Origin of the sequence: Sphingomonas sp. Leaf208 (assembly GCF_001421415.1) — a bacterium.
GTDB lineage: Bacteria > Pseudomonadota > Alphaproteobacteria > Sphingomonadales > Sphingomonadaceae > Sphingomonas.
This window is the reverse complement of sequence record NZ_LMKH01000001.1, coordinates 743,133-755,135: the sequence shown is the minus strand read 5'-3', so window position 1 is coordinate 755,135 and position 12,003 is coordinate 743,133. Positions and strand designations below refer to the sequence as shown.

Below are 12,003 nucleotides of genomic sequence, written 5' to 3'. Positions count from 1 at the left end.
ACAATCTAGCGTCAACGCATTTTGAACCCCGGATTACTGGGATTTACGGTGCGTTGCTGAAATGAAACAGTTGCAAAAGAGGACCCATGTTCCGATGTTTGGGTATGCTGTCAAAGGGTGTTGCGATGCGGGATGAACTGAACGGGTCCGACGAGCGGCCGGTTGAAGACGATGTGATCGGTCCCGACGGCAAGGTAATTGTGCCCGATGACGTAGCGTCGGCGATCCGTACGCTGATACGCTGGGCGGGTGACGATCCGACCCGTGAGGGCCTGCTTGATACGCCGCGTCGTGTTGCACGTGCGTGGAAGGAATATTGCGCGGGCTATGGCGACGATCCTGCGAAACACCTCGAACGCGTGTTCGAGGAAGTCGGCGGGTATGACGAGATCGTCCTGCTGAAGGACATTCCGTTCCAGTCGCATTGCGAGCATCACATGGCGCCGATCATCGGCAAGGCGCACATCGCGTACCTGCCGCGCGACCATGTCGTCGGCATCTCGAAGCTCGCGCGCGTGCTGCACGGGTTCGCGCGGCGGCTGCAGGTGCAGGAGCGGCTGACCGCGGAGGTGGCCGACTGCATCTGGGACAATCTCAAGCCGCAGGGCGTCGCGGTGGTGATCGAGGCGAGCCATGCCTGCATGACCGCGCGCGGTGTCCGCACGCCGGGGGTGACGATGGTCACGAGCCGCATGATGGGCGTGTTCCGCGACGACGAGCGCAGCCGCAAGGAAGTGCTGGCCTTGATGGGGCGTGGCGTTTGATGCGAACCGTCCTGGTGACGGGCGGGGCGAAGCGGCTGGGCGCGGCGATCGTCCGGCGGCTGGCTGCGGACGGGCATGCCGTGGTCGTGCATCAGGGACATTCGCCCGACGAGGCGGCGGCGCTGGTGGCGGAGATCGTTGACAAGGGCGGTCGTGGCGTTTCGGTAGCGGGCGATTTGAGCGATCTGAGCACGATCGGCGAGCTGTTCGCGGCAGCACGGTCGGCAATCGGCGAGCCGATCGGCGGCCTGGTGAACTGCGCGTCGAAGTTCGAGTTCGATCGACCACCGGCCGTCGATCCGGCGTTGTTCGCCGAGCTTGGCGCGATCAATTGCGGCGCGCCGGTGCTGCTCGCGTCGGCGCTCGCGTCGCAGGACGACGTCGCGGACGGCGCGGTGGTCAATGTGCTCGACCAGAAGGTGGCGAACCTCAATCCGGACTTCTTCTCGTACAGCTGCGGCAAGATCGCGCTGGAGGGGGCGACGACGATGCTGGCGCAGGCACTCGGGTCGCGCATCGCGGTGAACGCGGTATCGCCGGGGCTGACCTTGCCGAGCGGGGACCAGAGTGAGGAAGAGTTCGCGGCGGTGGCGAGCGACAATCTGCTAAAGCGGCCGGTCGGCGCGGAGGCAGTGGCCGATGCGGTCGCGTGGCTGCTGACCACGAGGGGCGTGACGGGGCAGAATGTGTTCGTCGATTGCGGGCAGCGGTTTCTTCGCCGCGATGGCGACGTGATGTTTGAGGGACGACATGGCTGAGTTCACGACGATCCTCGACGGGCTTGAGGTCATGATGCGGCTGGGCATCCACCCGCACGAGGTCGTGCCGCAACGCGTAGTCGTCTCGGTCGAGATGACGGTGATGTATCCAGACCCGCTCGGCGAGGATGCGATCGAGGAAGTGCTCGATTACGACTTCGTCCGCGCAGGCATCCTGGCAATGGTAGCGGAGCGCCCGTTCGCGCTGCAGGAGACGCTGTGCGAAGCGATCGCCGCGTTGTGCTTGAGTGACGAGCGGGTGCGGCGGGTCGAGATCGAGACGATGAAGACCGACGTCTACCCAGACGCCGCGATCGGCTGCCGGATCGTACGCGAGCGACGGATCGACCGAGAGCGATAGTCCTTCGACCGGGCGCATTTGGTTTCACAGTCGGAAGGCGCCGATCCTAGAGCCGGTTCGTTCTCTCCCCACGAACCCGATCCGGAGATCAATCTTGAAAATTCTCGTCGTCCTCACCTCGCATGCCGATCTCGGCGATACCGGCCGCAAGACCGGCTTCTGGCTCGAGGAACTCGCCGCGCCCTATTACGTGTTCAAGGATGCGGGTGCCGACATGACGCTCGCGTCGCCGGCCGGTGGCCAACCGCCGCTCGATCCAAGCAGCGCCAAGCCCGACGCGCAGACCGATGCGACGCGGCGCTTCGAGGCAGACGCAGATGCCACTGCGGCGCTCGCCGATACGCGCGTGCTGTCCGATATGCAGATCGCCGATTATGATGCAGTGTTCTATCCCGGTGGGCACGGGCCGCTCTGGGATCTCGCCAACGATCCGGCATCGATCGCGTTGATCGAAACCGCGATCGGCGCAGGCAAGCCCGTCGCGCTGGTCTGCCACGCACCCGGCGTGTTGCGCGACGTGAAGGCTGCCGACTGCACGCCGCTCGTGAAGGGCAAGACGGTCACCGGCTTCACCAACAGCGAGGAGGCCGCGGTCGGGCTCAGCGATGTCGTGCCGTTCCTGGTCGAGGACATGCTGCAGCAGAAGGGCGGCACCTACTCGAAGACCGCCGACTGGGGTGTGTACGTGGTCGAGGACGGTTTGCTGATCACCGGCCAGAACCCCGCCTCGTCGGCAAAGGCGGCACAGGCGTTGCTGGCGAAGCTGGCGTAAGGAGAAACGGCCACCGGTTCAGCCGGTGGCCGTCTTTCATAAGGTCAGGCGCGGTTGGCGGCGCTCAGGACCGCACGCACCGAGGCAGTCGCGATGTCGGTATCCATGCCGACGCCGAACACCGTCCGACCCTCGGCAGTCCGGCATTCGACATACGCCGCCGCCTGCGCGTCCGCCCCGTGGCCGATCGCGTGCTCGTTATAATCGACGACGTCGAGCGTAGGCCCGGTCGACTCCGCGATCGCCGCGATCACGCCCGAGATCAGCCCGTTGCCGCGCCCCGAGATCGACCGCTCCTCGCCGTCGATCGCAACGCGGCCGATGAACACGCGCTGCCCCGACGCACCGCTCTCCTCGTAGTCGCGCAGCTCCACGCGGTCGTCCGCCTGCGGCATGTACGTCCGCTCGAACAGGCTCCAGATGTCGGCCGCGTTCAGTTCGCGGCTGGTCTCGTCGGCATAGGCTTGGACGTGCCGGCTGAAGTCGGCCTGCAACCGCTTGGGCAGCTTCAGCCCCTTGTCCTGCTCGATCACCCAGGCGACGCCGCCCTTGCCGGATTGCGAATTGACGCGGATCACCGCCTCGTAGCTGCGGCCCAGATCGGCGGGGTCGATCGGGAGATACGGCACCTCCCACAGCGTGTCGTTCTTCGCCTCCTGCGCCGCAAACCCCTTCTTGATCGCGTCTTGGTGCGACCCGGAAAACGCGGTGAAGACCAGGTCGCCGGCATAGGGCGTGCGCGGGTGGACGGGGATGTTGGTGCAGTAATTGACCGTGTTCACGACGCCGTCGATGTCCGACAGGTCGAGCTTCGGATCGACGCCCTGCGTGTACATGTTGAGCGCGACGGTCACGAGATCGCAATTGCCGGTGCGCTCGCCATTGCCGAGCAGGCAGCCCTCGACGCGGTCCGCGCCCGCCATCATGCCGAGCTCAGCCGCCGCGACGCCGGTGCCGCGGTCGTTGTGCGTGTGCAGCGAGATCGCCACCGCGTCACGGTTGCGGATGTTGCGGCCGAACCATTCGATCTGGTCGGCATAGATGTTCGGCGTCGCGCACTCGACGGTCGCGGGCAGGTTGAAGATGATCGGATTGTCGGACGTTGGCATCAGCACGTCCATCACCGCCTCGCAAACTTCCAGCGAGAAATCGAGTTCGGCGGTCGAGAAGGTTTCCGGCGAATATTCGAACTGCCAGCGGACGTTAGGCTGCTTGGCGGCTTCGTCGCGCAGCACCTTGGCGCCGTCGATCGCGATCTGCTTCACCTGCGCGCGGTCCATCCCGAACACGATCTTGCGCCATGCCGGCGACACCGCGTTGTAGAGGTGCACGATCGCGGTCTTAGCGCCGACGAGGCTGGCAAAGCTCGTCTCGATCAGGTCGCGGCGTGACTGGGTCAGCACCTGGATCGATACGTCGTCAGGGATGCGGCCGGTCTTCACGAGGCCCGAGATGAAGTCGAATTCGGTCGCGCCGGCGCTCGGGAAGCCGACCTCGATCTCCTTCAGCCCGACCTTGCAGAGCAGGTCGAAGAAGCGCGTCTTTTTCTCCGCATCCATCGGGTCGATCAGCGCCTGATTGCCGTCGCGCAGATCGGTGGAAAGCCAGCGGGGCGGCTTGACGATCGTCTTCGACGGCCATTGGCGGTCGGGCAGGTCGACTTGCGGGAAGGGTCGGTATTTGGTCGATGGGTCGCGCAGCATGGCCAGTCTCTCGTGTCGTCGGGAGCGTTAGGGTCAGCCCTTAGGCGCGAGGCGCGGGGCATGGCCACCGCGCAAACGATCGGCGCGCCTAAGGGCGCGTAAGTCGAAGCAGCAGGAGGCGGCCGTGCGTCATTGATGGCGTCCTATCGCGCGGACACGTCCCGTGTCCAGCGCGATAGAAATTTTGACAGATTATTGCGCCGAGAACGCGGCGTTGATCGTCAGGTCGACCTTGTCCGACACGACCGGAGCGTAAGCACCGATATTGAAGTCGCTGCGCTTGATCGACGTCGTCGCGCGGAAGCCGAAGTTGAGCTTCTTGTTCATCGGGTTCGCGCCGGCACCGATGAAGGTCGCCTGGAGCACGACCGGCTTGGTGACGCCCTTGAGCGTGAGGTCGCCGGTGATCGTCGCCTTGTCGCCGGTCGCGACGACCTTGGTCGAGACGAACTTGGCAGTCGGGTAGGTCGCGGCGTCGAAGAAGTCCTTCGACTTCAGATGGCCGGCGAACGGTGCAGCGGTGACCGAAAGCTGGTCGATCGCGAAGTTCACTTCGACCTTGGTCGCGTTCGGCTTGGCGGGATCGATCGTGATGCTGCCCCCCGATGCGCCGAGCTGCCCTTCCAGCATCGAGAAGCCCATGTGGTTGACGGCCCACGTGACCTGCGTGTGGTTGGGATCGACCGCGTAGGTGCCGGCGGCGACGCGTGCCTTGACGGGGGCGCCGGGGATGGCGGCGGTCTGCGCCATGATGGGCGCGGCGGTGAGGGCGAGGATCGTGGCTAGGACTAGGCGCATGCGGGGTCTCCTGTTTGACGCGCGATGCTGGCCGAGCGGGGCGGGCGCGTCAAACGACGTTATGCCAACGCTGTGTTTCGGAATTGGGTCGGTGGGGCGTCGCGCTCCCGCTCTCGGTAGAGTGCACCGCCAGCGCTCGTTCCCCCGCGGACGCGGGGGCCCAGCTAAAACCACGAGCACCGCCCGAGATCCTGGCCCCCCCCGTTCGCGAGGGAACAGGTTAGGCAGCGATTGACGCTTCTCCCAAAACGCCACCACCCCGGCGAAGGCCGGGGCCCAGTTGGAAAGGTCGAGGTAACGGAGCGTAGTCGTCCGTTAGCAACGTCCCCCAACTGGGCCCCGGCCTTCGCCGGGGTGGTAGGGTGGGGGCAGGCTTCACGCTGACCTCAGGATTTTCCTCACGCCAGCCCGTCGGACCCGGCGAAGCCGTGCCCTATGGGCAGGCTTCGCCGTGCCGGCCGCGCTCACGCGCTAACGCTCGCTCGCGTCAGTTCTTCGCCTTATCAACGAGAGCATTCTTCCCGATCCAAGGCATCATCCCGCGCAACTCCGACCCGATCTTCTCGATCGGATGCGCCAGCGCCTGCTTCCGAGCCGCCTTCAGTTCAGGCTGCCCCGCGCGATTATCGAGGATAAAGTTCTTCACGAACCGCCCCGACTGGATGTCGGCCAGCACGCGCTTCATCTCGGCCTTGGTCTCCGACGTGATGATCCGCGGACCCGTGGTGATGTCACCATATTCGGCGGTGTTCGAGATCGAATAGCGCATGTTGGCGATGCCGCCCTCATACAGCAGGTCGACGATCAGCTTGGTCTCGTGGAGGCACTCGAAATACGCCATCTCGGGCGCGTAACCGGCCTCGACCAGCGTTTCGAACCCGGCCTGGATCAGGTGGGTGATGCCGCCGCACAGCACGGCCTGCTCGCCGAACAGGTCGGTTTCGCATTCCTCACGGAAGTTGGTTTCGATGATGCCCGAGCGACCACCGCCGACGCCGCTGGCATAGGCGAGCGCGATGTCATGCGCGTTGCCGGACTTGTCCTGATCGATCGCGATCAGGCAGGGGACGCCGCCGCCGCGGACATATTCGCTGCGCACGGTGTGGCCGGGGCCCTTGGGCGCGATCATGATGACGTCGAGATCGGCGCGCGGCTCGATCAAGCCGAAATGAACGTTGAGGCCGTGTGCGAACGCAATCGTCGCACCCTGCTTGAGGTTGTCGTGCAGGTCGGCAGCATAGATTGCCGCCTGATGCTCGTCGGGCGCGAGGATCATGACGATGTCGGCCCAGGCGGCAGCTTCCTTGTTCGACTTGACCGCAAAGCCCGCCTCGATCGCCTTCTTGGAGGTGGCCGAGCCTTCGCGCAGCGCGATCGCGACGTCCTTGACGCCCGAATCGCGGAGGTTCTGCGCGTGCGCATGACCCTGCGAGCCGTAACCGACGATCGCGATCTTCTTGTCGGTGATGAGGTTCAGGTCGGCGTCGCGATCGTAATACACACGCATTGGATTCTTCCTTCTTTCGTCATTCCGGCGGACGCCGGAACCCAGGGTTGCAGGCGGCGCCGATTGTGGCTCTGGATCCTGATTTTCGTCAGGATGACGCAGTAATTCAGGCCGGCTCTTTGCCGCGGGCGATCGCGACGATGCCGGTTCGGGCGACTTCGATCAGACCGACTTCACCCATGAGTTCGACGAACTTGTCGATCTTGTCGATGCCGCCGGTGACCTCGAACACGAAGCTCGACGTCGTCGCATCGACGACGCGCGCCCGGTAGACGTCGGCGAGGCGCAGCGCCTCGATCCGGTGGTCGCCGGTACCGCGGACCTTCACTAGGGCGAGCTCGCGTTCGACGTGCGCGCCCTGTGCGGTGAGGTCGGTGACCTTGTGCACCGGCACGAGCCGGTCGAGCTGCGCGATGATCTGCTCCATCGTCGCCGGCGACGCGCTGGTGACGATCGTGATCCGGCTGACCGACTTGTCGGCGGTGATCTCGCTCACCGTCAGGCTCTCGATATTATAGCCGCGCGCGGTGAATAGACCGGCGATCCGGGCGAGGATGCCGGGTTCGTTGTCGACGATGACGGCGAGCGTGTGCCGCTCGGCCTTTTCCTGGGAAATGTGCATGGTTTCTTACTCTCCCCTTCCGCTTGCGGGAGGGGTCGGGGGAGGGGAGGCGAGGGCTGCCGACGACGTGGTCATCAGGCCCTCCCCTAACCCCTCCCGCAAGCGGGAGGGGGATTCTGTTGCGATCTGGGCCGTCATCACACCAGCGCCTTCGCTTCGTCGTCCATCGTGCCGGACACTTCGTTCGCCTGAAGGATCATGTCGGTATGCGCCGCCCCCGACGGTATCATCGGGAAGCAGTTGGTCAGCTGCGACACGCGGCAATCGACGATCACCGGGCCGTCATAGGCGAGCATCTCCGCGATCCCGCTGTCGAGCTGGTCGCGCGTCTCGATCAGGATGCCCTTCCAGCCATACGCCTCGCCCAGCTTGACGAAATCGGGCAGCGAATCCGAATAGCTCTCGGCATAGCGGCTCTCATAAGTGAGCTCCTGCCACTGGCGGACCATGCCCATATACTGGTTGTTGAGGATGAAGATCTTCACCGGCAACCGGTATTGCGTGGCGGTAGCCAGCTCCTGGATGTTCATCTGGATCGACGCCTCGCCGGCGATGTCGATCACCAGCGCGTTCGGGTTGCCGAGCTGCGCGCCGATCGCCGCGGGCAGGCCGTACCCCATCGTGCCGAGACCACCGCTGGTCAGCCACTTGTTCGGCTTCTCGAACCCAAAATGCTGCGCCGCCCACATCTGGTGCTGGCCGACCTCGGTCGTGATGATCGGCGAGCGCGCGTGCGTCGCGTCGAACAGCGCGCGGATCGCACGCTGCGGCATGATCTCGTTCGGGTCGTTCTCGGGGAAATCGAGACACTTCACCGCGCGCCAGCCGGCGATCCGCCGCTGCCAGTCGGTCGTGTCGGGCTTCGGATGCTGGCGGCTCTTCCAGATCCGCACCATGTCCTCGAGCGCATGGCCGACATCCGCGATGATCCCGAGATCGACGCGCACGGTCTTGTTCACCGACGAGCGATCGATGTCGATATGCACCTTCCTCGAGTTCGGGCTGAACGCGTCCAGCCGCCCGGTCACGCGGTCGTCGAAGCGCGACCCGAGCGCGACGACGAGGTCGGCCTGGTTCATCGCCATGTTGGCCTCGTACGTGCCGTGCATCCCGAGCATGCCGAGCCACTGCGGCCCGGAGGCTGGATAGGCGCCGAGGCCCATCAGCGTCGACGTCACCGGCGCGCCGGTGATGCGGACGAGTTCGCACAGCAATTGGCTCGCGGCCGGGCCCGAATTGATGATGCCGCCGCCGGTGTACAGGATCGGGCGTTCGGCTGCCGCGAGCATGTCGACGAGCTGCTCGATCTGCGACTGGTCGGCCTTCACCTGCGGGCGATAGGTCTTGTGCTGGATCGGCCCCGGCTTCTTGTAGCGCGCGGTGGCGACCTGCACGTCCTTGGGAATGTCGACGACCACCGGTCCCGGACGCCCCGAGGTGGCGATGTGGAACGCCTCGTGGATCACGTCGCCCAGGCGGGCGGGATCCTTCACGAGGTAATTATGCTTCGAGCAATGGCGCGTGATGCCGACCGTATCGGCTTCCTGGAACGCGTCGGTGCCGATCAGCGCGGTCGGCACCTGGCCGGTGATCACGACCATCGGGACCGAATCCATCAGCGCGTCGGTGATCCCGGTGACCGCGTTGGTCGCGCCGGGGCCCGAGGTGACGAGCACCACGCCGGGCTTGCCGGTGGAGCGGGCATAGCCTTCCGCGGCATGCGTTGCAGCCTGTTCGTGGCGCACGAGGATGTGCTTGATCCGGCCGCTGCGGAACAGCGCGTCGTAGATCGGCAGCACGGCACCACCCGGATAGCCGAAGACGACCTCCACGCCGAGATCGCACAGCGCCTCGATCAGGATATCGGCTCCACTCTTCTCGGTCATTTCATATCATCCTTTGCGAGAACGCTGCCTTTAGCGTCTCGTGGAGGGGCCAGCTACCGATATTAAAGATGCGTGTCAAACATCATCTGCGCAATATAGTTTCAAATTGCTGCAGGCGCGTTGAGAGATTGAGGGCTTCGGTGCGGTTCCATTCGGGCGGCGGCTGGTGTCGAAGCCACGTATATTGCCGCTTGGCATAGCGCCGCGTGGCGAGCGATCCGGCGGCGATGGCGTCGGGTTTCGAGGTCTCGCCGCGGACCAGGGCGGCGATCTCGGGCACACCGATCGCGCGGCGGATCGGGGCGTCCTGCGGGATATCGGTGCGGGCGAGCAGCGCGGCGATTTCGTCGCGGCTGGTGTCGGCCATCTCTGCAAAACGCTGGTCGATGCGAGCGTTGAGCCAGTCGCGGTCGGGGATCAGGATGAGCGCGCGGACGTCGATCGTATCGCCGATCCCCCCGACCTTCTCGGTCTGCCAGTCGGCAAGCGTCCTGCCGGTCCCGCGGACGACTTCGAGCGCGCGGGCGACGCGGGTGGTGTCGGCTGCGTTCAGTTTCTGGGCAGCCTGCGGGTCGAGTTGCGCGAGTGCGGCGTGCGCTCCGGCTACGGGGAGGGCGCGGACTTGCTCGCGAAGGGCTGGGTCGATTTCTGGGACGGGCGCAATACCGTCGAGCAAGGTGCGGATATAAAGCCCCGTGCCACCCACCAAAATCGGCAGCTTCCCCTCGGCGAGCGTATCGCGGATCGCCAGCGTTGCCTCGGCGGCCCAGCGCGCGGCGGAGTAGGTCGCGTCGGCGGCATCGACATGGCCGAACAGCCGGTGCGGGGCACTCGCCTCCTCTTCGACCGAAGGCCGCGCGGTCAGGATGCGGAGGTCGGCGTAGACCTGCGCGGAATCGGCGTTGATGACGACGCCGTCGTGGCGCGCGGCGATGGCCAGCGCGAGCGCGGACTTGCCGCTCGCGGTCGGCCCTGCGATGAGCGCGACCTTCGGGAGATGTTCTATGTTCACGGCAACGCTTATAGCCTCGGGCACGCTGACCGCAGGCGATATTTCAACCGCGATGGACCGCTTGCGCGACGCAGGCTGCGCACCGGGCGCGAGCGGCTGGATCGACGAGGGCGAGGCTGCCGACCTGATCTTCGGGGTGGCGCCCGATACGGCGCGGACTGCGCTCGAGGGCGCATTCCCCGCGACAGACGTGATCGTGCAGTCGAGCCTGACGCGCACCAAGAAGCTGCTGGTCGCCGACATGGACTCGACGATGATCACCGTCGAATGCATCGACGAACTCGCCGACTATGCCGGTATCAAGCCGCAGATCGCGGAGATCACCGAGCGCGCTATGCGCGGTGAACTCGATTTCGAGGCGGCGCTCGATGCTCGCGTGGCTCTGCTCAAGGGGCTGGCGGAAAGCGACATTGAACGCTGTCTGGCCGAACGGGTCACGATCATGCCGGGCGCGAAGGCGCTGGTGCGAACGATGCGGTCGCGCGGCGCGCTGGCGGTGCTGGTGTCGGGGGGCTTCACGCGCTTCGCGGAGCCGGTGGCGAAGCAGATAGGGTTCGATCGCGCGATCGCCAACGTGCTGGAGATCGAGAGTAGCGTCCTGAAGGGCAAGGTGACCAAGCCGATCGTCGGGTCGAACACAAAGCTGACGACGCTGCGTGCTGCGATCGCCGAGCGGGGGATTACTGTGGAGGAATCACTCGCGGTTGGTGACGGCGCGAACGATCTGGCGATGATCGAGGCGGCCGGGCTGGGGGTAGCGTATCACGCCAAGCCGATCGTTGCCGCGGCAGCCGCCGCGCGGATCGATCATGGGGATCTGACGGTGCTTCTCTATGCGCAGGGTATCGCGAAGCAGCACTGGGTGCTGGACTAAGTTCTTACCCCTCCCTGGAAGGGAGGGGCAGGGGGTGGGTCGGTTTCCGCGAGTTCGGACCGTCGTGGCTCGAGCCGGCCAACCCACCCCCAACCCCTCCCTTCCAGGGAGGGGTACAGAAGTGAAGCTGGATTGAGGTTTACCCCTTCGCCAGCGGCGTGCCGCTCGCTTCGCAAACATACGTCGCGAGTTCCTCGCGCAACGGCAGCCCCTTGATCGGCCGCAGAGGGCCGTCGTGCGCTACGTTGGTCTCGACCAGCGCGCGGTTCGGGCCGACGCCCAGCACATGGAACAGCCGCTTGCCGCAATCGGTCTCGGTACGCGCATAGGCGACCTTGCCATCATGCTCCTGCCGCAGGATCGCGATGATCGTGCCGCTTGCCGCTTTCCGCTCCCGCAACAGGAAATGCCGTGACGTCGGATCGGACGGGGTAGGGATCAGCCGCCCCTTCACGGTCAGTTGCTCGGGCTTGGGCACCGCCACCTCGGTCTCGGCCAGATTGCGCAACGACACGCCATTATCCACCATCGCGTCGTTGCTCATAGTCGTCGCAGGCTGCTCGCCAGAACACGCGACCAACAGCGTTGCGCCGGCAACTGCCAGCGCCAAGGTCTTCGAAATCATGCATCTAGCTCCCGGTCGATGTCGGAACGAAACGACCGGTCCGGCTATTTGATCCCTGCCGCACCCGATCGCCCGCCCGCCGGGCAAAGGCCCGATCGCTCAGCGCGCCTTCTTGTCAGCCACCCGGTCCGCCCGCGCGACGGACTTCGGCGGCCCGGCAGGTTCGCAGATGCGACGCGTCGGTTGGCACGCAATCCCGACCGTCGAACACCCTTTGACGCTACCCGAGGTAGGACACGCGCGACACAGCTGCTTGATCTCGGTGCTAGTCGATGGCGCGGACAACAACGCCAAGGTCAGGAAGAACATACGAACATCCTC

The 12,003-nt window shown here is 65.3% G+C and carries 13 protein-coding genes; 5 read left to right on the top strand and 8 right to left on the bottom strand.

From position 1 onward, the window contains the following. The first annotated feature begins 125 nt into the window (after window positions 1–125). From folE to ASE69_RS03200, 4 genes are all read left to right on the top strand, one after another. A complete protein-coding gene (gene folE, locus ASE69_RS03215; protein ID WP_056483108.1) occupies window positions 126–764 on the top strand; it encodes a GTP cyclohydrolase I FolE in 639 nt (212 codons plus the stop codon). Next, window positions 764–1,522 carry an SDR family oxidoreductase gene (locus ASE69_RS03210; RefSeq protein WP_056482636.1) on the top strand — a complete coding sequence of 253 codons (759 nt, stop codon included), beginning with the start codon at window positions 764–766 and terminating at the stop codon, window positions 1,520–1,522. The genes folE and ASE69_RS03210 overlap by 1 nt, the downstream gene beginning before the upstream one ends. Further along, window positions 1,515–1,883: a dihydroneopterin aldolase gene (locus ASE69_RS03205; RefSeq protein WP_056482633.1), complete on the top strand. Its 369-nt coding sequence runs from the start codon at window positions 1,515–1,517 to the stop codon at window positions 1,881–1,883. Before ASE69_RS03210 ends, ASE69_RS03205 begins: the two co-directional genes overlap by 8 nt. A 94-nt stretch (window positions 1,884–1,977) precedes the next feature. Continuing rightward, on the top strand, window positions 1,978–2,655 hold the full coding sequence (locus tag ASE69_RS03200; protein ID WP_056482630.1) for a type 1 glutamine amidotransferase domain-containing protein: 678 nt from the start codon (window positions 1,978–1,980) through the stop codon (window positions 2,653–2,655). Between the two features lie 44 nt (window positions 2,656–2,699). Here ASE69_RS03200 and leuA read toward each other — a convergent pair whose 3' ends face one another. The 6 genes from leuA to miaA form a co-directional block, all read right to left on the bottom strand. Next, window positions 2,700–4,358 carry a 2-isopropylmalate synthase gene (gene leuA, locus ASE69_RS03195; protein ID WP_056482627.1) on the bottom strand — a complete coding sequence of 553 codons (1,659 nt, stop codon included), beginning with the start codon at window positions 4,356–4,358 and terminating at the stop codon, window positions 2,700–2,702. Window positions 4,359–4,550: 192 nt separating this feature from the next. Continuing rightward, complete coding sequence (locus ASE69_RS03190) at window positions 4,551–5,156, bottom strand: YceI family protein (protein WP_056482624.1); 606 nt, start codon at window positions 5,154–5,156, stop codon at window positions 4,551–4,553. 487 nt (window positions 5,157–5,643) lie between these two features. Further along, the gene (gene ilvC / locus ASE69_RS03185; RefSeq protein ID WP_056482621.1) at window positions 5,644–6,663 is read right to left on the bottom strand and encodes a ketol-acid reductoisomerase; all 1,020 of its coding nucleotides are present in this window, start codon (window positions 6,661–6,663) and stop codon (window positions 5,644–5,646) included. 106 nt (window positions 6,664–6,769) lie between these two features. Further along, a complete protein-coding gene (gene ilvN, locus ASE69_RS03180) occupies window positions 6,770–7,285 on the bottom strand; it encodes an acetolactate synthase small subunit (protein WP_056048113.1) in 516 nt (171 codons plus the stop codon). 137 nt (window positions 7,286–7,422) lie between these two features. Next, a complete protein-coding gene (locus ASE69_RS03175) occupies window positions 7,423–9,171 on the bottom strand; it encodes an acetolactate synthase 3 large subunit (protein ID WP_056482618.1) in 1,749 nt (582 codons plus the stop codon). 82 nt (window positions 9,172–9,253) lie between these two features. Further along, window positions 9,254–10,183: a tRNA (adenosine(37)-N6)-dimethylallyltransferase MiaA gene (miaA, locus tag ASE69_RS03170; protein ID WP_056482615.1), complete on the bottom strand. Its 930-nt coding sequence runs from the start codon at window positions 10,181–10,183 to the stop codon at window positions 9,254–9,256. On the opposite strand from miaA, the gene serB reads away from it, so the two are divergent. Then, window positions 10,176–11,057, top strand: coding sequence for a phosphoserine phosphatase SerB (gene serB, locus ASE69_RS03165; RefSeq protein WP_056482612.1), 882 nt, complete (start codon window positions 10,176–10,178; stop codon window positions 11,055–11,057). The genes miaA and serB overlap by 8 nt on opposite strands. 139 nt (window positions 11,058–11,196) lie before the next feature. Here the strand turns inward: serB and ASE69_RS03160 are convergent, their stop codons facing one another. Both ASE69_RS03160 and ASE69_RS21740 read right to left on the bottom strand, forming a co-directional pair. After that, window positions 11,197–11,682, bottom strand: coding sequence for a hypothetical protein (locus ASE69_RS03160; protein WP_056482609.1), 486 nt, complete (start codon window positions 11,680–11,682; stop codon window positions 11,197–11,199). Window positions 11,683–11,781: 99 nt separating this feature from the next. Next, window positions 11,782–11,991, bottom strand: a complete 210-nt coding sequence (locus ASE69_RS21740) for a hypothetical protein (protein WP_156362096.1) — start codon at window positions 11,989–11,991, stop codon at window positions 11,782–11,784. Window positions 11,992–12,003 lie beyond the last annotated feature (12 nt).